The sequence below is a fragment of the uncultured Aurantimicrobium sp. genome, from assembly GCF_936931525.1.
Lineage (GTDB): Bacteria > Actinomycetota > Actinomycetes > Actinomycetales > Microbacteriaceae > Aurantimicrobium.
This window is the reverse complement of record NZ_CAKZII010000150.1, coordinates 1-23,626: the sequence shown is the minus strand read 5'-3', so window position 1 is coordinate 23,626 and position 23,626 is coordinate 1. Positions and strand designations below refer to the sequence as shown.

Genomic DNA, 23,626 nt, shown 5'->3' with positions numbered 1-23,626 from the left:
CTGAAGTATCTGACTACCTCGCGGTGTAGCCGCCATCAATGACATGCTGCGAACCTGTAATGAAAGCTGCTTTGTCTGAAAGCAGGAACACAATCAAATCTGCAATTTCTTCCGGCTGTCCCAGCCGTCCAATCGGGTGAGCTGACACAAGACCGTCGTAAGCCTCCTGAGGTAATTCACTCAGCAACGGGGTCTCGGTGTAACCAGGGTGGATCGAATTGACCCTGATTCCATTGCTGGCATATGCCAAAGCAGCAGATTTGGTCAGCCCCGTTACAGCATGTTTTGCAGCGACATAAGGCGCAACGAATCCATCACCCACGAGGCCCAAGATTGAGGACATATTGACAATAGAACCGCCACCAGAGGCAATCATCGCCGGAATCTGATATTTCATCCCATAAAACACGGAATCTTGGTTAACCGCGATCACACGCTTGTAGCCTTCGATCTCTACATCAGCAAGGGGGCCCAATGGGCCACCTATGCCCGCGTTATTTACGGCGAGGTGAAGTCCACCATAGCTTTCTTGGACGGCAGCGACCAATGCTTCAACATCTTCTGGTACAGAAACGTTCCCAGAAACTGCACTCGCGGTCCCACCGTTATCAATAATTTGCTGAACGACCGCCTGCGCACTTGATAAATCAAGATCATTTACTACGACGCGTGCGCCCTCTGCAGCGATAGCTAGGCAAGTTGCTTTACCTATTCCAGAGCCGCCACCAGTGACAAGCGCAATTTTGTTAGCAAGCATTGTGCCCATTGAAGATTCCTCATTGTGTTAGGTGGCGGGTGAAAGGTGTGTCTGCCGGTGACAAATGCCACCGGCAGACACCGGACTAACTAGCGAGAATGAAACCCTTATAGTTGTCATTTGCTACCTCGGTACAAGCAGCACGGAAGGGTCCCACTCCCATCAAGGCAGGCAGAACTACACGTGCTTTACCGGCCACGTTTGCCCCGACATACCAGGAGCCGCTGTTGCGGTGAACGGTGACCTCGCCCAAGAAGTTGTTTGCCGCAACCCAGTCTTCTTGTGCAGTTCGTGAGGCTTCCATCCGCGTGAATTTGTTCTTTTCTAGGTACTCAATCGCGCCTGAAATCCACTCCACGTGCTGTTCCAGTGAGACTACGACGTTGGAAAGCACCGAAGGGCTTTGTGGGCCCGTCACGAGGAATAGGTTGGGGAAACCTGCAGACATTGCACCCATGTAGGTCTTCGCTCCCTGCTTCCAGACTTCACGAAGGTTTTCTCCACCTAAGCCGATGACATCAACATCATTGAGAATTCCAGTAAATGCGTCATACCCAATGGCATACACAATGATGTCAACGTCATAGTTGGCTGCTTCTGTTTCGAAACCAGTCGCAGTGACCTGCTTGAGTGGGCTTTCTAGAAGATCTACCAAGTGGACATTGTCCTGATTGAAGATCTCGTAGTAACCGGTGTCGATACAAGTTCTGCGCGTTCCAAAGGGATAGCTCTTGGGAATCAGCTTCTCAGCCAGAGCCTGGTCCTTCACACGTTCACGAACCTTGCTTGCCAAGAAGTCAGAGATTGTCTGGTTTGCTTCATCATCGACGAGCACATCTGTGTATGAGCCAAAGAAAGTAAAGGGTGAGAGGTTGTCATAGATGAACTGGTAGTGCTTTTCGCGTTCATCGGCGGTTGCCTCCAAAGCAGACTTCACCGGTCCTGGCAAGCCCAAACCATCCATCGAGTGACGCTTACGCTCACGCTCGGAGGCATAGGTCTTTTTGACCTCTGCAACATACTCAGCACTCAGCGGTTGATTGTTGGCCGGCACAGTCCACGAGGGTGTGCGCTGGAGAACAAAGAGTTCAGCGGCGGTCTTTGCGATAAACGTGGAGAGCTGGATACCAGTCGAGCCGGTACCCACCACAGCTACACGTTTGCCCGTGAAGTCAACAGGATTCTTAGGCCAGTCAGTAGAGAAGTAGCTTTCACCTTGAAAAGAGGATGCGCCCGCAATATCGACTTTCTTGGGCGCAGAAAGCGCACCAGTTGCCATGATGACCCAGCGTGCTACGAATACCTCACCAGACTCGGTAGTTACAGTCCAAGTATTGTCCTTGTCGCTGAACACCGTAGTGACAACCTTCTGGTTAAAAACGAAGTCTTTGCGCAGATCAAAACGGTCGGCAACATGCTGCGCATAACTCAGAATTTCAGGTTGCGCTGAGTATCGCTCACTCCAGACCCAATCCTGTTGCAGCTCTTCATCCCACGAATAGGAATACTCCACGCTTTCCACGTCACATCGAAGGCCAGGGTATGTGTTCCAATACCAGGTGCCTCCAACATCAGCACCCTTTTCAACGCCGAGGACGGAAAGTCCGAGCTTACGCATGTTGTGGACTGCAAGCATGCCGGCGAATCCAGCGCCGACGACAAGAACGTCAATTGTTTTAGTCATTTTTCTACTTTCCGTAATTAGCTAAGTTTGGAGTTGATCCAAGAACCAACTTCTTCGATCATGTCGCGGCCTTCGCTCAGCATGAATGCGAACAGCGACCAGTCGTGAGGCATGTCTGGCCACACGTGCAAAGTCACATCTACATCAGCGGCGCTAGCCTTCTCCGCTACGCGAACAGAGTCGTCCAGCAGGATTTCATCAGCACCAACCTCAATAAGAAGTGGTGGAAATCCGGAGAAGTCACCAAATAGCGGTGACACGCGAGGATCCGAAGCTGAGTGGCCGTTCAAGTACTGATCTGCGCCAGACTGCAAACCTTCTTGGGTCAGCGAGTTGTCAATTTCCTTTTTGGTGATCATGGTCTCACCGGAGTGAGTGAGGTCCGCCCACGGTGAAAGAACCACGGCAGCGCCCGGCTGGGAAAGCCCATTTTCCTTGATATCAAGGAGCAATGAAAGCGCAAGGCCTCCACCAGCGGAGTCACCAGCAACCACAATATTTTCGGCTGCAAACCCCTCATTAATCAGGCCCTTGTACGCGGCCAGCACATCATCATGCGCTGCAGGGAATGTACTCTCTGGAGCGAGACGGTAATCAATCGAGAACATGTTAATCCCTGCAGCATGTGCAAGATTTCCAGAAAGCCCTCTGTATCCGAAGGTGTCTCCCACGAGGAGAGCTCCACCGTGCACATAGAAAAGAACTTTGTCACTCTTCTTGGAGGCTTCCATCCACAAACCTGAGACACCGCCAATCGACTTGGCGTCGAAAGAGTATGACTCGTCTACAGGGAAGGTTGCCGTTGCACCGTTAAAAGCTGCGCGGACTTCCGCTGCGGGAGTGGTGAAATCAAATGGGGCCGCTGCAAGCATTCCGCGCAGTGCCGCTAATTCGTCTGACGTCATTGTCGTGTTCCCTTCAAGAACTGTATGAGGTCGCTCAAAAAAATTGCATTTAAGAGCGATACTTACAGGTTCCTGCAACCCTGGGGTGCTGTGTTAGTAGCCCAGTGCAGTTGATGCAGTAAATTTCTGCATTACTTGGAGATGGATCTAAGCAAACGAAACGAGAGCGTATTTACGCCACTCGCTAGGGGTCAGCCCAAAGTTTTCCTTAAAAATTCTGCTGAAGTATGCAGCTTCATCGAATGACCACCGGGTTGCGACTTGAGCAACCGTGAGATTCATCTTGAGGGGGTCAGCTAGGTCACGTCGACATTCGGTCAGTCTTCGGAGTTTGATCCACTGCGCAATACTCACTCCCGCCTCTTGGAACACGTTATATAAGTGCCGGGTTGAAATGAAGTGAGCGGAGGCAATAACTTCTGGCGTGAGGTTGGGGCTGGACAAGTGCTCATTGATGTAATAACAAATCTCCACCAAGAGTGACCGTCGCTCAGGACTCGCAGTCGAACCATGAACTTCCAGTTCCGCAGACAATAAGGTCGTGAGCAAATCAAGTCCGGTACGCGCAAGCCGTTCTCCGCTAGCACCAGATAAATAATGAAGGTTTTCTACCAAGCCCATGAGGTAGCTCGAAAGCATCGAACCAGGACCCGCCGTGCCATCAAGCGGGTAAGCGACTAATTCGTTGGCGAGCTTGGAAGGGATATCCAAAGCTTTTTTGGGAAACATCGCGACGACGAAACGATAATCGTCATCAAAACGAAGATCATAGGCTTGCGCTGTGTCATAGACGGCGATAGTCCCTGGGGTCAGGGAAAGCTGTCTGTCGCCCTGCGTCATGAGGCCTGTTCCAGAAACCTGAAGACTGATTTTGTAATACTCAAAGTTTTTGGAGCTCACTACTCCAGGATTTCTCTCAACAACGTGAGCGCTCGCCTGAATGTCACTGATTTGAAGTTCTTCGGTCCCAGCCGAACGATATTGAGCTCTAAAAGGCTGGGTACTTTCAGTATGAATGGTCAGCGGCGGAAAAGCGCGTTCCATTTCCGCTCTCCAACGGTTGATGGATTCGCCGCTGTCACCGCTGACCTCAAGCGTGAGTGGTTCATGCCTAAAGTTGACGGTCATCGAACAGTCCTCTCCTTCGAGAATGCCTTACTTGTTGATATTAGCCCCGAAGCGAGGGCTGCCGCCATGGATAGATTTGGGGCTTCTGCCACCAGCTTCCGCTCCTAAATAAAAGGGTTAGGCGTCATTGTGTACTTGGGCGAGAGGTACTCATAGATGCCTTCAGCACCACCCTCGCGGCCCAACCCAGACATCTTCACACCGCCGAACGGAGCAGAAGCATTCGAGATGACACCAGCGTTCAGCCCCATCATTCCAGTCTGGAGTTTTTCAATGAGGCGCTGGCCTCGCTTGAAGTCCTCAGTGAAAACGTACCCAACAAGGCCGTATTCAGTGTCATTTGCAATGCGAATGCCTTCTTCCTCAGTGGAGAAAGTAGTGATTGAGAGAACGGGACCAAAGATTTCTTCGGTGAGAATCTCAGAGCCCGGCTTCACGCCCGTGATGACGGTGGGCTCAAAGAATGAACCATCACCAGCAATGATGTGGCCACCGGTTTCCAGGGTTGCTCCCTTAGACAATGCATCCTGAACCAATTCATGAGCCTTGGCAACTGCCTTGTGATCAATCAAAGGCCCGATTGACACATTCTCCTCTGTGCCGCGGCCAATCTTCATTGCCTTCACGCGTTCCGTCACCCGAGCAGCAAACTCTGGAGCGATACTTTCGTGAACTATAAAGCGATTGGCTGCTGTGCATGCCTGGCCGATATTGCGGAATTTGGCCGCCATTGCTCCATCCACGGCCTTATCAAGATCGGCATCTTCAAACACGAGGAATGGGGCGTTTCCACCGAGCTCCATAGAGGTCCGCAGTACGTTCTCAGTAGCCAGACGCATGAGCGATTGCCCAACTCCTGTTGATCCTGTGAAGGAAAGTTTACGCAAGCGCTTGTCCACGATGATGGGGTTGGAGACTGCGGAACTCGTTGAGGTGGTGAATACGTTGACAACTCCCCGAGGAACGCCTACTTCCTCCAGAATCTTCACAAAGTAAAGAGTTGTAAGTGGGGTCAAGGTCGCAGGCTTGATTACCACAGTGCAGCCCGCCGCTAAGGCAGGAGCAATCTTGCGGGTTGCCATAGCCAAAGGGAAATTCCAGGGGGTAATCAAGAAACAAGGGCCTACCGGAAGGTATGTCACAAACGCACGTCCAGAACCTTCAGGGTTAGAACCGTATCGACCATTAATGCGCACAGCTTCTTCTGCGAACCAGCGAAGGAATTCTGATCCATAATTCACCTCACCCATCGCTTCTGCTAGAGGCTTCCCCATTTCCAGGGTCATCAGTAATGCAAATTCTTCTTTGCGTTCCTGAACAAGGTCAAAAGCCTTCCTCAACAGTTCACCCCGCACACGAGGAGGTGTGGCCGCCCACTCTTCTTGGGCCGATACGGCCGAATCGAGGGCACGAATACCATCCTCAGGGGAGGCATCAGCAATAGTCTTGATTACTTTTCCCGTTGAGGGATCCAGCACATCAATCGTCTTTCCAGAGGAACCGTCAATCCATTGCCCGTTGATGAACAGCTGGGAAGGAATTTTGGCGAGAAGCTCGGCTTCAGTGAAGGGGGACATATTTCCTCGATTCGCGGTTCCGATGTACGTCAATTCGATTGCGCACTTGCCATCAGGAATAACGCGTGCCTGAAGTCAGTTTAGAAAATGAAAAGACACAGAAACCTAAGGTTTCACTGAGGGGCTCCGAGTGTGCGCTGACGTGCAAAGTTTTCTTGTTTTTGGTCTCGGTATAAACAAGAGGAGCCCAACCACCGGTTGAACTCCTCTTGTTTATGTGAAATTTCTAGCCCATGTATGACTTACGCAAAAGTTCTTCATTATCGAGAAGCTTCTTTGGGTCGCCATGGTATGAAACATGTCCGCTCGTAATCACCATGGAATCAGAGGCGATCTTGAGCGCAAGGTGCGCAAATTGTTCAACCAGGAGAACTCCTACTCCGGTTTGAGCAATCTGCTGAATGATGGGCAGCAAACGCATGAACACCACTGGCGCAAGTCCTAGAGACATTTCGTCCAAGAGGAGATACTTCGGCTTTGCCGCAAAGGCACGAGCCAAAACCACCATCTGCTGCTCACCACCTGAGAGCAACACAGTTGCTGAATTCATGCGCTTTTCAAGTTCAGGGAACAATGAAATTGCTGCCTCGATGTCCGCTTTGGAATGCGCAGTTAAGCGAAGATTCTCCAGAACTGTGAGAGAGGGGAAGATCATTCTTCCTTGTTCAACATGCTGAAGTCCCGTACGAGAGCGTTTGCGACGAGACAGCTTGGTGATGTCAACGTCATCCATTGTGATGGATCCACTACTTGGACGGATGACACCAGAAAGAGACTCGAGAAGACTCGTCTTTCCTGCCCCATTTGGGCCAACTAGCGTGACGACTTCACCCGGCTTGATTTCAAGTGAAACGTTGGAGATAACTGGACCGACACCGCGACTAACAGTGACGTCATTTAGTACGAGGCTCATAGCAACTCCGTTTCACCCATGTAGGCCTTGAGAACTTCAGGGTTGGAAAGAACATCTTCCTGAGACCCAGAAGCGAGAACTTCACCAAAATTCAAGACTGTAATGCTCGTGCACACACTGCGTACGAGATCGAGGTCGTGTTCAATGATGATTACTGTGACACCATACTTCGAAGGAAGCGAGCGTAAACGCTCCCCAAAGGCAATGTGTTCGTCGTGAGAGAGGCCGGCAGCAGGCTCATCAAGGAGAAGAACCTTTGGCTTAGCTGCTACGTTGGCCGCAACTTCAATCAAGCGACGTGTTCCCACATCGACGGAACGAAGTGGAACAGTTGGATCGGGGCAACCGAAGAACTCGAGAGTATCTGCGATTTCTTCAGGGGTAGCCTTACCTCGGGATACGAAGTAAACATAAGCCCCCACAGTGAGGGTGTCTGGGACACGGTCCTGTTGGTATGTTCTACGCAACCCTACACGCGCAATGCGGCTTGGGGAGAGCTTGTCTAACTCAATATCTTCCAGAGTAAGAACACCGGTGTGGTGAGGAAGGAATCCTGTCAGAGCGTCAACGAATGTTGACTTTCCAGCACCGTTAGGCCCGATGAGCCCAACGATGGTTCCTTCTTCAATGTCTAGGTTGACATTTTGAAGTGCCTTGACTGCGCCGAAGGCAACTCCGAGATCACGGACCTTCAAAATAGTTCTACCGGTTCCCTGAGGAACCTCCACAACTTTCTTCTCCTCTACTGGAGCCAAGTTCAACTCAACCGGAGGTACTTTACTCATCTTGCGCTTATAGATCGCATTACGAATGTCTTGACCCAAGTTGCTATTTGTTGTCAGAGCCTGGATACCCAAAATACCGAAGACGACATTTCCCCACTGGAGATCAATCTTGAAAACCTTGAGGATTTCTGGGATGAGGATAAAGAGAATTCCGCCGAAGATTGCCATATCAATCAGGTAGGAACCGGCAACAACACTCAATACGTACATACCGAGAGAGTTGATTGTGGTGAAGGAATAAGCATTACCTTGCATGATTTGACCGTCAAACAAGCCACCGGCAAGACCACCGAGGAATGCTGAAACGGCAAATGCAGAAAGTTTTGCTGTTCTCACATTCGTTCCAGAAGAAGCAGTGCTTCGTTCAGAGAAAGCTACTGACTTCCATGAAGCTCCCCAACGACTGCGCTGGAGGAAAACAACCATCAAAGAGATCAAAACAACTGCAACAATGACGAAGGCAAGGTAACCGCGGTCGCTCGCAACCGATGATGGGCCGAGGTTGAAAGGTCGCTCCACTCTCATGCCTGCAACGAATGCGGGGAAGCCCGTCTTCAGCAAGGTGAGGTCAACTGCTGCAGCGATACCCAAAGTGAGCACTGCCAAGTTGACGCCACGAAGCCGCAGAGCAGGCAAACCAACTAATATTCCTCCCACGGCAGCAACAAGGCCACCAATGAGAATGTAGACCACGAAAGCAAAGTCACCGAAGAAGGTGAGCTGCTCGTTAACGAAAAGCCATTCCACAACCCACGCACCTACAGCCGCGAAGGTCAATTGGCACAGTGCAATCATTCCCGCGGATCCGGTGACTACACCGAGGCCCATGAGTGAGACACTGGCGACCAAAACCGAGGTCACGATATTGATCCATTTTTGGTCAGGCAGAATGGCTGTCAGCGCGAGACCGACAATCAGCGTGGCTACCGCCACAAGAACGGGTTTCCAAGGGGAGCCCTGAAGGCGAACACGGTTAGCGAGCGACATCCCACACCTCCTTACGTTGGTTCCACAAGAGGAAGACGATGATCACAATGATGGGGATCCAGTCTCGGATATAGATAAGATCTGGCAAACCTGCGAAGAAACCCTGGACTACTCCCAGCAAGATTCCACCGATTAGTCCGGCCCAGATGTTCTTAAACGCACCAATCAATGCAGCGGCAGCACCAGGAACAACGAGCATAGAAAGAGTAAAGATGTCAGAGCTTTGTGTCGGTGCGATGAAGACGATCAGCAAACCCGAAACTGCTCCTGTAAAGAACCACACTGCAACGTTCATGAGCTTGACGTTGACACCAAGTAGTTCTGCAGCAGTTTGACGGTCAGCAATAGCGCGCAGTCGCACACCAAGCATTGTCTTAGACAAGACGATTTTGGCAATTATTGCGACAACAACAGCGAGGCTAATACTGAACACACTGATTTTGGTGATGACGATACCGCCAGGCAATTCCATCAAGGGTCCGAAAATAATCGGCTTGAATGGCTGCGGGCGAGAGCCGAAGAGAATGTAAGCAATTGAAATCAAAGATAGAAGTGTCGCAACTGTCACCGCTGAGCGGGCAGTGCCGGTTGCCTCTGGCAACCACTGTGCAATGATCCAGCCGACCAACGCGGAGATAAGCCCGGCGACCAAAATACCAATTACAACGGCAACGACTTGAGGAAGCTTGATTCCAATTTTGATTGACTGCTGGAACTGACCAGACATCAATGCGACGGATATATATGCGCCGAACATACCGAAGGCGACTTGGCTAAAATTTACGACCCGGGTGAGCTGCGCCATAAGCACAAGCAACACCGCAATGACGGCGTAATAGCCACCGGGACCAATTCCCGATAGGGCTGTTGTGAGCACGATATCTCCTGAAAAATAAGGGGTTTTAGCGAAGCTTCAATCTTTCGCTAGAGGGTGAGAGTGGGAGGCCTCCGGGCTGGAGACCCCCCACTGTCAGTGTTTCTAGTTTTACTACTTTGCTACAGCGAGTGGCTTGAAGCCGATCTCCTTAGCACCAACCCATGGTCCGTTAGAGGTCCATACGCCAGAGCCGGGAGCTGCGGTCAAGTTCCAAGCCGATGCGTTTGCCTGGTGAGATTCACCCTCGCCGAAGATCCATGAGTTACCACGCATGGGGTTTTCGTCAGGAGTGGTCATACCCTTAGCAGCTGCGGTAACTGAAGCAGCATCTACGGTGTCACCCTCGATGGACTCGAGGATCTGGATGAAGTTCTTTGCAGCAAGGTAACCACCCTGTGCGAAGGACGACTGTGGAACTCCAGCGGAGTCCATCAGAGCCTTGAACTCATCGTTAGATGCGTCATCCAGTGGCGAGAACTCAGCAGGAACAGAGATGGTTCCACCGTAAGAAGCGGCCGAAGCTGCGAACTCTGGGTAGTAGCAAGAGGTCTGTACGTAGACAGGCGCCTTGATACCCTGCTGGGTCAGAACGTTGATCATACCGAGAATGTCAGGACCAACACCCAGGAATACGAATGAGTCACACGAAGCAGAAGAGGTCAGACCGCTAATGTTCGAGCTGTAGTCAGCTCCGTAACCGGCGCTGGTGTCAACAGCAGCGAACTTCTCGCCACTGAATGCTTCCCAGTTCACGATCATTTCTTCGTAAGCCTGCTTGGTTGAAGGGTCTGCTGTAGTAGCAAGAACACAAATTGCCTTGCCACCGTCATCGGCTGCCTGCTGAATTGTTGCCTGTGCGTCGAAGAAAGGACCAGTGTTAGCTGGGGCTACGTTCGAAGTTCCGAAGCAGTAAGGGTCAACACCGGTTCCCTGGAGAGAAACCATGTCGCTATCGACCCAGGTCTTCCAGTTCACAGCGCAGTCAAGCAGCGATGAAGAACCGACCATTGCAACTGCACCAGCGGACAAAGCGTCCTTCTGGCACTGAGCCGAAGCTGCGGGGTCAACCTTGTCATCACAAACGTTGTACTGAAGTGGGCGGCCGTTAAGGCCACCAGCTGCGTTGTACTCATCGAATACAGCCTGAACTGCCTGAGGCGCCTCAGGGAAGAAGGTAAGGCTTGAGTTTGCTGCTACGACGATTGGCTCGCCGGTTGCTTCTCCGCCACCGCTGCTGTCGCTAGAACAGCCAGCGAGAACGAGTGCAGCTGCGCCAGCAAGGGCGACAGTTGCAAGCATTTTCTTGGACATGTGCATGTAATTGCCTCTCAGTTAGAGCATCACTACTTCGTGATGCCGACTACGTGCCAGACGAATCTGACGGTAAGGCGATAACTAGCTAAAACCCTTGAAATAATTGCGGATGACGAGAAGCGAATTGGATTCGCGACTTGCCACTTTGCAAGTAGATCAAAAATGATAACTAGTCATCACCGCATATCTATTTCACAGACTACGACTGTTCACGTTTTGCGCCATAGACAACCCCTGCACGAGGGTTGACTCTCGGTGAAATGCTCCCCCGATGCGCACAAACAAGCGGATGTTGAGGCACCAATAAATGGTCACGTTTAGATAACTTTTACAGAAAAGTGGTTTTTCTCTTGTGAAAAACTATGCTCCGCTAAGCAGCTTCTGCTGAGGATTCTGATTCGAGTCGCGCATTTTCACGGAAAGCCGTGGGAGCTTGACCATAGGTAGCTCTAAATAACCGGCTGAAATGCGACGCATCGACAAACCCACGTCGCGCCGCAATATACGAAACAGGCTTGTGCGTAAAAAGTGGGTCCATAAAGTCACGGCGGCATAGTTCAAGTCGACGTGACCGAATCCATGCTGAAACGGTAATTCCTTGCTCCTTGAAAATTCCATGCAAGTGACGGGTGGAAATAAAGGAAGCGGCAGCAATTTCGCTCGGGCTCAAACTGGGATCTCCCAGGTGCTCATCAATGTAGGCATATACATCCGCAAGTAACTGAGAGCGGTGACTGTGGATGCGGTCCATAGTCTCTGTGTCCAGTTGACTGTGCAGCACCGTGGCGACGAGATCGACGGTGTTGTGCATGAGTCGAGTTGCACTGTGGCCAGACAGGGTTTCCATGTTGTGTGCAAGGTGAGAAAGGAAAGGACTCACAAGCTTTGCAAGGCCGTCTTCGCCAGAAATCCGCGTAGCGGTCAGTTGAGAAATGGTTTCCGCGGGAAGGTCCAGCAGTGAGTGGGGGAACATCACAACAAGGGTACGAAAGTCACCATTAAATACAAGCGTGTATGGCTTGTTTGTGTCATACACAGCGATGTCACCAGGTGTCATGACCGCTTCACGGTTGTCCTGCATCAGTAAGCCGGTACCAGCCAGCAGAAGGGAAACCTTGAAATATGACGTGTCGTCTTGGTTGATGAGCGCAAGTGTGCGCTCTACTTGGTGTTCTGTAGCACTGATATCGGAAATAAAAACATCTCCGATGGTCCGAGTTCTGACCCGACCGTGAAAATTTTCGCCATGGACACTTGTCACATCCAAGGGGACGAACCACTTTGAGACGAGTTGAGTCCACTCGTGGAAATCATCAACAACGACAACATCAACGGAATTGTTTTCAGTAGATGTAACCATTTTCCGGATACCTCCTCGTATCAACATCATTGCGCTGGTGTCCAAACAGATGCGTTCAGAATCAAGGCGTGGCGAATCGTATATAGTTTCGCATATTCTTCGACGGTGTCAATACATCAGGGGTAAATTCTCAAATAATGGCATTGGGCTTGAGAGTAACCACGCGAGCTGGATCTTCTAGAAGCTTCGTTGATTCAGCCCAAAAGATAACGCCAGCTGAGTTTGTTTAAATACTGGACTAATCTCCAGAGCAACAATTCCCCCTCAACGACGAAGTGGCCAAAATACTCACCGGCACTTACGCACCGAAGTTGAGATCCACGTTTGCACCCAACTCAGCTGCGGACTCCTGCTGAATCTGCAACTGAGGTAATCTGCTAACAACCCAGTCTGGATATAACATTTCTTCTCGAAAACCGCTCCAACGTGAAAGGCGACAACGATGTCGGCACAAAACTTGAGTGACACCAGTTCATGGCTTCCATTGGATGGCTTGGCTCCTGGCTTTGACGAGAATAAAGCAGAACTCACCACTGATCTAGCGGGTTATTCGTTCCGATCCATCAGAGCAGACGGGCGTGAAATAGATCACGTCTTTACCGAAACCACACTTTCTCTTTCTGCCGTCGGTGTTGATGGTTCAACTAGAGAAGTGAACTTTGAAGCATTCTCAGTTGCCGACGGTTTGTATTACGTGCAGTTCCAGGACGAGGCAAGACCATCCGAAGCTGTGTCATTCTTTCTCGATCAAACCAACGGAGTTGGATTGATCGTCAACACCATCATCGGTGAGGCATCGGCAGGGGTAACCGCCGTTACTCAGAAATTCACCACCTTCACTGTTGGAGGGCACGGAAATCCGAGCTTGGTTCCCTCCCCTACAAATGAACTCATTGGCAGAAGGGTCTACTGGAGATATTCCCGGGCACACGCCTATGAGCACGTCTACCTCAGCCCTCAGTGGTACACCTGGCACTGCTTGTCCGGCCCAGAGCGCGGACTTGCCGACACTGAAGAGCACACAACATATGAGCTTCGCCCAGGTATCTTCGTTTTCTGCTGGCGCGAGAAAGTCATCCCGTGCGCCTCGGTGACAGTTGCCGACCACCGTGATTTCGATAACCTGCGATCACACGGGGTTCTCTTTGGCTTGGACGAGTCTGGCGAGAACACTGTCCACTTCACCTTCGGCTCGCACGGCAAGGTTCTCAGCACTTCAAATTACCCTGAGGATCTTGATCCTCGTCGTCCATAGAAAGTACGTCTTCGCATGACTTCACACGCTGACCTCATAGTTCACGGTGGGCCTATTGCCACACTCAACCCCGAAAAACCCTGGGCAGAGGCGCTCGCCATCAGGGATGGCAAAGTCCTCTCGGTGGGCAACTTACAAGAAATCCAGAATGCCCACCAAGGAGCAAACACGGTCCTGCATGATCTCGGCGGAAAGACCCTGATGCCCGGTCTCCACGATGCGCATAACCATCATCAGATTGCCGGCAAGGCGTCGCTGATGGAAGTGGAATTCCTCCCCACCGCCTCTCTCAATGAGATTATGGCAACGATTTCTGAGTACGCCAGCACACTTTCTTCAGATGCGTGGGTGGTTGGCGGCAGTTGGGGAAGTACCCTCATTGCAGAGCTGGCAAAACCGTCAACGAAATCACGTTTAGATGATGCTGCTGGTGGCCGTCCAGTGCTCCTGGTGGATGATTCTCATCACAACAAGTGGGCCAACTCAGCGGCACTGGCTTTGGCCGGAATCACTGCAGAAACTCCAGACCCTATTGATGGAACCATCATGCGTTATGAGGGAACTTCAGAACCCACTGGTGTGCTTTTCGAAACAGCAGGGCTGATTGTCGAACGTGTGATGAATGAGCTCACCCCAATGACGCCGCAGCTCTGGGCGGCTACCTCAGAACGAGGTATTGAGATTCTGCACACCTACGGCGTCACCGCATTTCAAGATGCGGGAGTGAGCCTGGACCTTCTCCAAGCCCTGAAGCAGCTTGATGACAGCGGAAAACTCAAAGCATGGGTCGTTTCGTGCATGATGGCAAACAACATGATCTTTGATGCTGACCCGATTGGCGATGGCCTGGTTTGGCAAGGGGAGAAATTCCGAACTGAACATCACCGGCCCGACTTCATCAAGATCTTCCTCGATGGCATTCCGCCCACTCACACCGCCTGCTTTCTCGAGCCGTATCTTCCCACCGATGCACACGGGGCTCACCACCACGGGGAAACCTCGTTGAGTGGAGATGAGCTTGCCTCCTGGTTGCTTCGGGCTGCAGAAAAAGGGATCGGAGCAAAGATTCACTGCACGGGCGACGGTTCGGTTCGGCTTGTACTTGATGCCGCACAACTTGTTCGCGACGCTGGCTACACAACGCCTCTGCACATTGCGCACGGTCAATTTGTTGCCGAAGCAGATATCCCCCGGATGGCACAGCTAGATGTCACTGCAGAGATTTCTCCGACATTGTGGTTTCCCGGCGTAATCTTTGAAGCAATCAAGATAGTGCTTGGCCCAGAGCGAGCAGCAAAAATGCAGCCAAACCGCTCCATATTGGATGCAGGGGGTGTGGTTATTGGCGGTTCTGACTGGCCGGTGGTACCCCTCCCCAACCCCTGGCTGGGTATTGAAGGCCTCGTCACACGATCTGATCCGGACGGTGTCTTCCCCGGGAGTCTTTGGCCAGAGCAGGCTTTGACCCTCGATGAGGCTATTGCTGCCTACACAACCGCATCCTCACAAGCATTGGGCCTGAGTGAAATCACCGGCTCATTAGAGACAGGAAAGTCAGCAGACTTTATTGTCTTGAACCAGAATCCCTGGAAAGTCCCGGTCACAGATTTGGCTGATACTCGGGCAGATGAGACCTGGTTTGCTGGTGAGTGCGTCTTCCGGAGGTAAACGCACTCACCCAGTAGCTACGAAATGAACTTGTTTTGTTGAGCAGTGTCACAAATTTGTTCAAAGGCTACAATTTTGTCATTTTTGACTGTCCAAAGGTGGACAGCCCTAACGTTCTCTTGAGCCTTCCCACTGGCTTTGTGCGTTCCGACGTAGTCGCAAATAGCTGCGACACGGCCGGTTTCTTCATCCGCTAGGAACAGTTCAGGTACCACCTCAAAGGAATCCCATTCGGAATTAATGCGGTCGAAAATCGCAGGTGCAATCTGCGCCAACCCGGTGAAGGTGCCGGAATAGATACCACCCTCGGATTCTTTCCACACGATATCGGGAGAAAAATCCTGGAACATCCCGGAGATGTTTCCCTCGGCACTAGCCAAGTAGTGAGCTTTGACAATACTTTCTGCTGACATCTTTTTCCTGTTCTGTTGGATTACTACACGGGTTGAACATCTGGATAACGAGCGGTGCCCAGCGGATAAATATGCCCACCGGCACGAGAGTGCATAGACTCACCGGCGGCTGAAATACCCAAGAACATACCTGTGGTGTTCAGGCCATAACCTAGATCGTGGAGCCAGACACTTGCCACCGAAATTCGGAACTCACGGAAGCAGAACAGGTAGAGGCCGTCATCCAGTTTCCATACTGTGCTGAGGTCCATATCTCCGTGGCCACGTTGGACTCCTTCCAGGCACTGCCAGGCATAACGCTGGGTAGAGATGTAGACGTGTTCGTACAGGTGAGAAGGGCTGTAACGGTAGACATTGCGCATACCAATGAGATCACGACTCTCGGCTGGCTCAGTTCCCATCACAGTTGCGTTATCGACGGTTCCCGCCCAGAAATGTTGCTGAACTTGTGGGGTCCCCTCAACCTTTTCGGGAGCAATCACAGACTTCGCAATGATCACCCGTCCAGTTCGTGCTGAGTGCGCAATGGTGAGTGCTTCACCTTCGATGCTTGTGAGCGGAAGGTTGATAAAGGAGGCATCTGACCGCACCGAAACGGCGTCATAAGGGTCAGTAGTGCCCGTTTTAATTGAGATTTCACCTTGGGCGTTCCACTCAACTGTGTTGTCGTCGAGGAACTTCAGTTCCAGATGAGAAGCCCGGCCGAAACTGATGGCCAGAGTCTTCCCTGCCAGCGAGATATTGGGCCTGCGGTAGGTGTCAATACCGTGGGCGAAATCGTCATAGGTCTTCCACTCTTCGAAGGATGCATCAGCCATGGCTAGTTGCCTTTCGTTTCGACCGAGATTGTGTCGGCAAGTTCGGAAATTTTTGCTGCTGTAGTGTGCAGAGCCAGGTTCTCCGCTTCCGACAGACTGAGAACCTCAACGCCTGTAACTCCCGAAGGTGAGAGATAGACAGGAACTGACAGGCTCATCCCCGAAACCCCATATTCTCCCGACTGGATGATAGATGCAGGGAAAGGCTCTGGCGAAGAGTTCGTAATGGCTTCAACCATCAGTGCCCCGCCAATACCAGAACTCCACGTGGAGGTGCGTCCGGAATCGAGAGCTACGTGACGGACGTACCAATTATCGGCATAATCCAGTGCGATCTCTCGTTGTGAAGATGTGAGCTCCACGTGCTTGCCATCTACCTGGACGGAACCAAATACTGGCACTTGGCCTGCGCCGTGTTCGCCCACAACCCAACACGAGACCCGCTGAGGCTGGATATCCAAAGCGTGAGCAATCCCCGTGCGAAATCGTTGAGTGTCATTGAGGGTGTAACCCAGAAGCTTCTTATGTGACCATCCAGTTCGTTGCGCAACCCAGGTCAATAAAGGATCCACAGGGTTGGTCATCAGAATAAAGATTCCGTCCCATTCGGCAGTGACTAATGTGTCCACAATGCTGGCGACAATGCTGGCATTTGCGGTCAAATACACGTCACGGCTGGTATTGAGAGTGAGGGGAACGGCAGCGCTGAGCACAATGATGTCAGCGTCGACTGCTTCCGCAATTTCTGCCCCACGAATACTGAGAGCGCCACCGAGAGACAATGCGTCTTGTAGGTCCATGACATGGCTGGTGATCATATTGGGGCGGTTATCCATGATCAGAATCTCATACGGGGTCTGAGTCCTGAGCAGGCTGAATGCGACAGAGGAGCCAATACCTCCGGCACCGCCAATAATCGCGACCTTCATGCGTACCTCTTCGTTGTGTGCAGGCAATTCGTGAGAAAACCCAGGAGTTGATGCAGTGATTCTTCACTCTTTCCAGACGGTGCGAAAGAGCCACAGGGCAAACAAATGCTCTTCGTTCGCGCTCTGACAAACAGGCTTCGTTATGGGGCTAGACCACGTGTTACGTACGATCAAACTCAAGGTCAGCTATCGATTTAGTAGAAAGTTTCTGTGGGACTCATCTCCCGGGACTCGGTGAAGTAGTGCGCTCGCATACAACTCCTCTTCACTCCCGGATTGCCCTCAACTTCTAGGCTGAAAGAGGAGCCGTGGCGTAGTAATGCCTCGCATTCACCACCACAAACAAGGGAGTTTCGTTGGCCAATTCACAGCGCGCTGTTGAATCATCAGTTGTTCTCGACTGTTCCACCATCGTGGATGACGGAATGCTGGACCTTCCCGCTATCTAATACTTCAATGTTTATCGACCTCTACGCCACCGAGGCGGTTCTGCTCCCAGAATCGCTAGGCACACCTGCGACACCTCTCATATCGCTTGCAGGGGTTCCCTACGGGGTCAAAAACAACATTGCCGTCCAGGGACACCCCATGCAGGCGGGTTCACCAGCACTCCCGGATACTCCTGTGAACGAATCTGCTGAGGTTGTGAAACGTCTGAGTCAGGTAGGTGCTGAGTGCATCGGTAGCCTCAACATGCACGAGCTGGCTTTGGGCACCACGAGTAACAACTCTTTCTTCGGAGCCACCCGCAATCCTCGCGATCTCGAACGAACTGCCGGTGGATCCAGCGGTGGCTCGGCCGCTGCGGTTGCCGATGGCTCTGTGCCGTTTGCACTGGGAACGGATACAGGTGGTTCCTGCAGAATCCCTGCTGCGTATTGCGGTGTGGTCGGCTTTCGTCCCACCACGGGCAGATACCCCAGCGAAGGGGTGTTCATGATTTCTCCTACCCGCGACACTGTGGGTGTGCTCGCTAACTCTGTTTCTGATGTTTCGCTTGTTGATACTGCCATCACTGGAGAAACCGAACTTCTCGACGTGGCTGCAGCCTCTATTCGAATTGGGCTTCCACGCCAGGGTTTCTTCACCCAGAGCTCCCCCGAGGTTGCCACAGTCGTGGAATTTGCCATCGAACGCCTCGAGGAAGAGGGTGTGGAATTCGTCGATGTGGAACTCGAGGGCTCACATGACATCGCACTGGCGGGTCTTCAAGTGGTGGCATTCGAGGCGCCCCGGGAAGTACTGAGCTTCTTTGGTTTCACCCCCTCAACTGATTCCTTTACAAATGCAGAGTTGCGCTTGCTTCATTTGTTTGTGGAAGACATAGCCTCCCCCGATGTGAAATCGATCTTTAGCCACTTTGTGGATTCACCTATTACAGAAGAGACCTACCTCGCTGCCCTGAACCGGAGAGAAGTACTCCAGGAGGCCTACGACGCAGTCTTTGCTAAAAACTCCATTGATGTTTTGGCCTATCCCACGGTGGGCATTATCGCTCCACGGATTGGCGAAGACACGGTGACCGTTCATGGCGCGGAAAGCCCACTTTTTCCCTATTCCATCAGCAATACTGATTCAGGCTCGCTGGCTGGTCAGCCTTCACTGAGCCTTCCCATTCCACGATTGGCGGGAGCCTTACCTGTCGGTTTGGGCGTGGAAGGAATGCGTGGAGATGACCGCCGCCTGCTCGCTATCTCAAGTGTTCTCCACAAAATCTTGACAAGAAACTAGAATCGTATATGATTTCAAATACCACTCGCGAAGGAGCGAATAATTCATGAGCACAACAGCACTCGGCGCTGACTTCTCCCCTGGGAAGATCATTGCCCTGCACCTGAATTACCCTTCGCGCATTGCACAGCGGGGACGTAAACCTGCACACCCGTCCTTCTTCTTGAAGCCCCTGACCTCGTTGGCTTTCACGGGCGGAACGGTTGAGCGTCCCGCCGGGACCGAGCTTCTCGCATTTGAGGGCGAGATTGCCCTCATCATTGGCCAGACCGTTCGCCGGGCAACTCCTGAACAGGGATGGGCTGCTGTTTCTGGCATAACCGCCGCAAACGACCTTGGTGTTTATGACCTCCGCTATGTCGACAAAGGCTCCAACCTTCGCTCTAAGGGCGGCGACGGATACACCCCTATGGGCCCCAACGTCATCCCTGCTCAGAACTTAGATCAGGACGCTATCCGAATTCGCACTTGGGTCAATGGAACCCTGGCGCAAGACGACACAACTGAAGGCCTTTCATTCAATTTCGGCACACTGGTTGCAGATCTTTCTCAGCTCATGACTCTAGAGCCCGGTGACGTGATCCTCACAGGAACTCCCGCTGGTTCCTCCGTGATCGTTCCTGGCGACGTGGTTGAGGTTGAGGTTGACGCGCCGACCGCCCCAGGTGCCCCCACCACTGGAAAGCTCACCACCACGGTGACTCAGGGAGACGTTGAGCTCCCTTCATTCAGTGCAGGGCCCAAGATTGATGACCTTCAGCGAGAAGAAGCGTGGGGTTCACGAGAAGCTGCAGGGTTGCCTGTAGAAGAAAGCATCCTCACGGAAGACCTCAAAGCCAAGATCAACTCGGTTGCCACTGCGACGTTGAGCTCTCTGATGCGCAAGCGGGGCTTCAACAACATCTCTATTGACGGCCTGAAGTCCACCCAGCCAGGTAAGCGTGTAGTGGGCTTAGCTCGCACCCTGCGCTACATCCCCAATCGCGAAGACCTCTTCGAGCAATTCGGTGGTGGATACAACGCCCAGAAGCGCTTGTTTGACAGCCTCGGCCCCGACGACGTGGTCGTCATGGAAGCTCGTGGCGAGACGGGCTCTGGCACCCTGGGAGACATCCTTGCATTGCGCGCCCGCAACCTGGGTGCAGCCGGCATCGTGACCGATGGCGGCGTTCGCGACCTCGCGGTGGTTACTGAAATTGGCGTCCCCACCTACCACTCAGGTGGGCACCCAGCCGTTCTCGGGCGCAAGCACGTTCCGTGGGATATCGACATCACTGTGGCTTGTGGTGGCGCTTCAGTGCAGCCCGGAGACATCATTGTCGGCGATGTGGATGGCTTGCTGGTCATTCCTCCCCACATGATTGTGGACCTCGTTGAAGAAGCGATTACTCAAGAGCGTGAAGAAGAGTTCATTGCGGAAATGGTCACCGCGGGTGGCCGGGTTGAAGAACTCTTCCCCATGAATAAAGAGTGGCGCGAGAAGTACACCGCATGGCTGGAGGCGAAATAATGTCTACCGTCGTCCTCAACAAAGCAGAACGTGCCTATGTCTCCATCAAGGACAACATCACCGATGGCACATACGGGCCTGGCTACCGCCTGGTTTTAGGCCAGATTGCGAAAGACTTGGATGTCAGTGTTGTTCCTGTGCGCGAAGCTATTCGCCGACTGGAGGCTGAAGGCCTGGTGACCTTCACCGCCAATGTGGGGGCACAGGTTGTTGCAACGGATGACCGTGAATACCAATACACCATGGAAACCCTCAGCTTGGTTGAGGGTTGGGCCACTGCTGCTGCAGCTCCTCACATCACAGCCTCAGATATTGCACTAGCCCGCAAGATCAACGGCGAAATGCGGGAGTGCTTGGAACACTTCGATCCCAAGCGCTTCACTGAGCTCAACCATGAATTCCACGCCGTCATCTTCGAGCACTGCAGCAACCTGCACATTCTTGATCTAGTTCACCGCGGCTGGAACCGCCTAGCAACAATTCGGGAATCCACATTCTCCTATGTGCCCGGTCGCGCTCTTCGCTCCGTTGAAGAACACGATGCACTCATGAACCTCATCGAAAGCAAAGCTCCTGCGCTTGAGATTGAAATTGCAGCTCGCGATCACCGTCTTGCGACGTTGAACGAATTCCTCGCTAAGAAAAAAGCACCAACCGCCTAGTTCTCACCCGAACATTCACTCCCGGAGAAACCTATGTCTACACGCCCAGCAAACCTGCCTGAGAAGATTCAGCACTTTATCGATGGCAAGTTCGTCGACTCACTTGACGGCGACACCTTTGATGTCATCGAGCCCGTCTCGAACGAGGTGTACATCACCTCCGCATCGGGAAAGATCGAAGACGTCAACCTTGCTGTTGCTGCTGCCAAGCGTGCATTCGAAGAGGGCCCCTGGGCTCGCATGCTTCCCCGCGAACGCTCACGCATTCTGCACAAGATTGCCGACATCGTTGAATCTCGCGATGCTCAGCTCGCAGAAATTGAGTCGTGGGACTCCGGTCTTCCCATTACCCAGGCTCTAGGTCAGGCTCGTCGCTCCGCTGAGAACTTCCGCTTCTTTGCTGACCTGATCGTTGCTCAGCACGACAATGCATTCAAGGTTCCCGGCCGCCAGATGAACTATGTCAACCGCAAACCCATTGGTGTTGCCGGTTTAATTACCCCCTGGAACGTTCCTTTCATGCAGGAATCCTGGAAGCTTGCTCCCGCGATGGCTACGGGTAACTCCGTTGTGCTCAAGCCCGCCAGCTACACCCCCCTTTCAGCAGCGCTCTGGCCCGACATCTTCCGTGAAGCTGGAGTTCCCGACGGTGTCTTCAACTTGATTCTTGGTTCTGGTGGCGTTGCTGGTGACGCACTGGTCAAGCACCCCGATGTTCCACTGATTTCCTTCACCGGCGACAGTTCAACCGGTGCCATGCTTTCCACCAACGCAGCACCACTGCTCAAGAGCCTTTCTCTCGAGCTTGGCGGCAAGAGCCCCGCAATCGTCTTTGCAGATGCAGATCTCGAAGCCGCCCTGGATGCCACCGTATTCGGCGTCTTCAGCCTGAACGGCGAGCGCTGCACCGCGGGAAGCCGCGTACTCGTTCAGCGCGACATCTACGATGACTTCGTAGAGCGCTTCGCTGAGCGTGCACGCAACATCGTTGTGGGTCTCCCCACCGACCCTCAGAGCGAAGTTAGTGCGTTGGTTCACCCCAACCACACCGAGAAGGTTCTCAGCTACATCGAAATCGGTAAGGGTGAAGGTCGCCTCCTTGCCGGTGGTGGCCGAGCAGAGGGCCTCCCCGGCGGAAACTTCATCTCCCCCACCGTCTTCGCAGACGTCAAGCCTGATGCACGTATCTTCCAGGAAGAGATCTTCGGGCCTGTTGTGGCGATTACTCCTTTCGACACCGACGAAGAAGCACTCAAGCTCGCTAACGACACTCGTTACGGCCTTGCCGCGTATGTGTGGACCACGAACCTCAAGCGTGCACACAACTTCGCACACGGTATCGAGTCGGGGATGGTCTGGTTGAACTCGAACAACGTTCGTGACTTGCGCACCCCATTCGGTGGTGTCAAGGCTTCCGGCCTCGGACGCGAAGGCGGATACCGCTCGATTGATTTCTACACCATCCAGCAGTCGGTGCAGATCAGCCTCGAAGAATCTCACTCACCTCGTTTCGGTGTGAGCGGAAAGTAGTTTCCCTCACTGGGCAACCAGTGACCTAACTGTGAATTATTTCACTCAACATAAAGAAAGGACATGACATGTCTGAACTGAAAGGGCGCCAGAAGACCTCTAGTGGCTTCTACGTCACCGCGGAAGCTCCTATCAAGGCAGCTAACCCCGTAGCAACCCCTAAGGCAAGCCCACCTGACATCCTTCGTTGTGCATACATGGAGCTCGTCGTTACTGACCTTGCTGCATCACGTCACTTCTATGTTGATGTACTCGGCTTGACTGTCACCGAAGAAGACGACGACGTCATCTACTTGCGGAGCATCGAAGAGTTCATCCACCACAACCTCGTTCTTCGCAAGGGCCCCATCGCTGCAGTTGCTGCGTTCTCCTACCGCGTGCGTACCCCTGAAGATGTAGACAAGGCTGAAGCTTTCTACACCGAACTCGGCTGCCGTGTCGAGCGTCGCAAGGACGGTTTCACCAAGGGAATTGGTGACTCTCTTCGTGTGACCGACCCACTGGGCTTCCCCTTCGAGTACTTCTACGAAACTGAACACGTGGAGCGCCTGGCATGGCGTTATGACCTGTACACCCCCGGCGCACTTGTACGTCTTGACCACTTCAACCAGGTAACCCCTGATGTTCCTCGTGGCGTCAAGCACATGCAGGACCTCGGTTACCGCGTAACCGAAGACATCCAGGATGAAGAAGGAACTGTCTACGCGGCATGGATCCGTCGCAAGGCAACCGTGCACGACACCGCGATGACCGGTGGCGATGGTCCACGTATGCACCACGTTGCTTTCTCTACCCACGAGAAGCACAACATCCTAGCTATCTG

20 protein-coding genes are annotated in these 23,626 nt (G+C 52.6%); 7 read left to right on the top strand and 13 right to left on the bottom strand.

What is annotated here, in order from left to right; all coding sequences use genetic code 11:
• Nucleotides 1-13: 13 nt before the first annotated feature.
• The 10 genes from Q0362_RS07390 to Q0362_RS07345 form a co-directional block, all read right to left on the bottom strand.
• Complete coding sequence (locus Q0362_RS07390) at nt 14-766, bottom strand: SDR family NAD(P)-dependent oxidoreductase (RefSeq protein WP_298121993.1); 753 nt, start codon at nt 764-766, stop codon at nt 14-16.
• Nucleotides 767-842: 76 nt separating this feature from the next.
• Nucleotides 843-2,441 (bottom strand): NAD(P)/FAD-dependent oxidoreductase, encoded by a 1,599-nt coding sequence (locus tag Q0362_RS07385; protein WP_298121990.1) that lies wholly within the window; start codon nt 2,439-2,441, stop codon nt 843-845.
• 17 nt (nt 2,442-2,458) lie between these two features.
• Nucleotides 2,459-3,346: an alpha/beta hydrolase gene (locus Q0362_RS07380; protein ID WP_298121987.1), complete on the bottom strand. Its 888-nt coding sequence runs from the start codon at nt 3,344-3,346 to the stop codon at nt 2,459-2,461.
• Nucleotides 3,347-3,493: 147 nt separating this feature from the next.
• Nucleotides 3,494-4,474, bottom strand: a complete 981-nt coding sequence (locus Q0362_RS07375) for a helix-turn-helix domain-containing protein (protein WP_298121984.1) — start codon at nt 4,472-4,474, stop codon at nt 3,494-3,496.
• A gap of 104 nt (nt 4,475-4,578) precedes the next feature.
• Nucleotides 4,579-6,051, bottom strand: coding sequence for an NAD-dependent succinate-semialdehyde dehydrogenase (locus Q0362_RS07370; RefSeq protein ID WP_298121981.1), 1,473 nt, complete (start codon nt 6,049-6,051; stop codon nt 4,579-4,581).
• 226 nt (nt 6,052-6,277) lie between these two features.
• Nucleotides 6,278-6,964 (bottom strand): ABC transporter ATP-binding protein, encoded by a 687-nt coding sequence (locus Q0362_RS07365; RefSeq protein WP_298121978.1) that lies wholly within the window; start codon nt 6,962-6,964, stop codon nt 6,278-6,280.
• On the bottom strand, nt 6,961-8,736 hold the full coding sequence (locus Q0362_RS07360; protein ID WP_298121975.1) for an ATP-binding cassette domain-containing protein: 1,776 nt from the start codon (nt 8,734-8,736) through the stop codon (nt 6,961-6,963). The genes Q0362_RS07365 and Q0362_RS07360 overlap by 4 nt, the downstream gene beginning before the upstream one ends.
• Nucleotides 8,723-9,613: a branched-chain amino acid ABC transporter permease gene (locus Q0362_RS07355; protein ID WP_298121972.1), complete on the bottom strand. Its 891-nt coding sequence runs from the start codon at nt 9,611-9,613 to the stop codon at nt 8,723-8,725. The genes Q0362_RS07360 and Q0362_RS07355 overlap by 14 nt, the downstream gene beginning before the upstream one ends.
• 111 nt (nt 9,614-9,724) lie before the next feature.
• Nucleotides 9,725-10,924, bottom strand: a complete 1,200-nt coding sequence (locus tag Q0362_RS07350; protein ID WP_298121970.1) for an ABC transporter substrate-binding protein — start codon at nt 10,922-10,924, stop codon at nt 9,725-9,727.
• Between the two features lie 373 nt (nt 10,925-11,297).
• A complete protein-coding gene (locus Q0362_RS07345; RefSeq protein ID WP_298121965.1) occupies nt 11,298-12,287 on the bottom strand; it encodes a helix-turn-helix domain-containing protein in 990 nt (329 codons plus the stop codon).
• Between the two features lie 442 nt (nt 12,288-12,729).
• On the opposite strand from Q0362_RS07345, the gene Q0362_RS07340 reads away from it, so the two are divergent.
• Both Q0362_RS07340 and Q0362_RS07335 read left to right on the top strand, forming a co-directional pair.
• Entirely contained in the window at nt 12,730-13,542 is an 813-nt protein-coding gene (locus Q0362_RS07340) for a MoaF C-terminal domain-containing protein (protein ID WP_298121962.1), read from the top strand.
• 15 nt (nt 13,543-13,557) lie between these two features.
• Complete coding sequence (locus tag Q0362_RS07335; protein WP_298121959.1) at nt 13,558-15,210, top strand: amidohydrolase; 1,653 nt, start codon at nt 13,558-13,560, stop codon at nt 15,208-15,210.
• A gap of 17 nt (nt 15,211-15,227) precedes the next feature.
• On the opposite strand, the gene Q0362_RS07330 is transcribed toward Q0362_RS07335, so the two are convergent.
• From Q0362_RS07330 to Q0362_RS07320, 3 genes are read right to left on the bottom strand one after another with little or no spacing between them, the layout of a single operon-like run.
• Entirely contained in the window at nt 15,228-15,623 is a 396-nt protein-coding gene (locus tag Q0362_RS07330) for a nuclear transport factor 2 family protein (protein ID WP_298121956.1), read from the bottom strand.
• Between the two features lie 23 nt (nt 15,624-15,646).
• The gene (locus Q0362_RS07325) at nt 15,647-16,441 is read right to left on the bottom strand and encodes a MoaF C-terminal domain-containing protein (RefSeq protein WP_298121954.1); all 795 of its coding nucleotides are present in this window, start codon (nt 16,439-16,441) and stop codon (nt 15,647-15,649) included.
• A 2-nt stretch (nt 16,442-16,443) separates the two neighbouring features.
• The gene (locus Q0362_RS07320; protein ID WP_298121951.1) at nt 16,444-17,370 is read right to left on the bottom strand and encodes a malate dehydrogenase; all 927 of its coding nucleotides are present in this window, start codon (nt 17,368-17,370) and stop codon (nt 16,444-16,446) included.
• 456 nt (nt 17,371-17,826) lie between these two features.
• Between Q0362_RS07320 and Q0362_RS07315 the strand changes: the two genes are divergently transcribed.
• The 5 genes from Q0362_RS07315 to Q0362_RS07295 all read left to right on the top strand — a co-directional run.
• On the top strand, nt 17,827-19,101 hold the full coding sequence (locus Q0362_RS07315; protein ID WP_298121949.1) for an amidase family protein: 1,275 nt from the start codon (nt 17,827-17,829) through the stop codon (nt 19,099-19,101).
• Nucleotides 19,102-19,147: 46 nt separating this feature from the next.
• Nucleotides 19,148-20,611, top strand: coding sequence for a fumarylacetoacetate hydrolase family protein (locus Q0362_RS07310; RefSeq protein ID WP_298121946.1), 1,464 nt, complete (start codon nt 19,148-19,150; stop codon nt 20,609-20,611).
• Nucleotides 20,611-21,273 (top strand): GntR family transcriptional regulator, encoded by a 663-nt coding sequence (locus Q0362_RS07305; protein ID WP_298121944.1) that lies wholly within the window; start codon nt 20,611-20,613, stop codon nt 21,271-21,273. Before Q0362_RS07310 ends, Q0362_RS07305 begins: the two co-directional genes overlap by 1 nt.
• Nucleotides 21,274-21,306: 33 nt before the next feature.
• Entirely contained in the window at nt 21,307-22,803 is a 1,497-nt protein-coding gene (locus tag Q0362_RS07300) for an aldehyde dehydrogenase (RefSeq protein ID WP_298121941.1), read from the top strand.
• Between the two features lie 68 nt (nt 22,804-22,871).
• On the top strand, nt 22,872-23,626 hold a 755-nt coding region (locus Q0362_RS07295; RefSeq protein ID WP_298121939.1), incomplete at its 3' end, for a VOC family protein.

Bases quoted from the DNA above. Each gene is read 5' to 3' on its own strand.
- Q0362_RS07390 (WP_298121993.1), bottom strand. From the start codon at position 766: ATGGGCACAATGCTTGCTAACAAAATTGCGCTTGTCACTGGTGGCGGC.
- Q0362_RS07385 (WP_298121990.1), bottom strand. From the start codon at position 2,441: ATGACTAAAACAATTGACGTTCTTGTCGTCGGCGCTGGATTCGCCGGC.
- Q0362_RS07380 (WP_298121987.1), bottom strand. From the start codon at position 3,346: ATGACGTCAGACGAATTAGCGGCACTGCGCGGAATGCTTGCAGCGGCC.
- Q0362_RS07375 (WP_298121984.1), bottom strand. From the start codon at position 4,474: ATGACCGTCAACTTTAGGCATGAACCACTCACGCTTGAGGTCAGCGGT.
- Q0362_RS07370 (WP_298121981.1), bottom strand. From the start codon at position 6,051: ATGTCCCCCTTCACTGAAGCCGAGCTTCTCGCCAAAATTCCTTCCCAG.
- Q0362_RS07365 (WP_298121978.1), bottom strand. From the start codon at position 6,964: ATGAGCCTCGTACTAAATGACGTCACTGTTAGTCGCGGTGTCGGTCCA.
- Q0362_RS07360 (WP_298121975.1), bottom strand. From the start codon at position 8,736: ATGTCGCTCGCTAACCGTGTTCGCCTTCAGGGCTCCCCTTGGAAACCC.
- Q0362_RS07350 (WP_298121970.1), bottom strand. From the start codon at position 10,924: ATGTCCAAGAAAATGCTTGCAACTGTCGCCCTTGCTGGCGCAGCTGCA.
- Q0362_RS07345 (WP_298121965.1), bottom strand. From the start codon at position 12,287: ATGGTTACATCTACTGAAAACAATTCCGTTGATGTTGTCGTTGTTGAT.
- Q0362_RS07340 (WP_298121962.1), top strand. From the start codon at position 12,730: ATGTCGGCACAAAACTTGAGTGACACCAGTTCATGGCTTCCATTGGAT.
- Q0362_RS07335 (WP_298121959.1), top strand. From the start codon at position 13,558: ATGACTTCACACGCTGACCTCATAGTTCACGGTGGGCCTATTGCCACA.
- Q0362_RS07330 (WP_298121956.1), bottom strand. From the start codon at position 15,623: ATGTCAGCAGAAAGTATTGTCAAAGCTCACTACTTGGCTAGTGCCGAG.
- Q0362_RS07325 (WP_298121954.1), bottom strand. From the start codon at position 16,441: ATGGCTGATGCATCCTTCGAAGAGTGGAAGACCTATGACGATTTCGCC.
- Q0362_RS07320 (WP_298121951.1), bottom strand. From the start codon at position 17,370: ATGAAGGTCGCGATTATTGGCGGTGCCGGAGGTATTGGCTCCTCTGTC.
- Q0362_RS07315 (WP_298121949.1), top strand. From the start codon at position 17,827: ATGTTTATCGACCTCTACGCCACCGAGGCGGTTCTGCTCCCAGAATCG.
- Q0362_RS07310 (WP_298121946.1), top strand. From the start codon at position 19,148: ATGAGCACAACAGCACTCGGCGCTGACTTCTCCCCTGGGAAGATCATT.
- Q0362_RS07305 (WP_298121944.1), top strand. From the start codon at position 20,611: ATGTCTACCGTCGTCCTCAACAAAGCAGAACGTGCCTATGTCTCCATC.
- Q0362_RS07300 (WP_298121941.1), top strand. From the start codon at position 21,307: ATGTCTACACGCCCAGCAAACCTGCCTGAGAAGATTCAGCACTTTATC.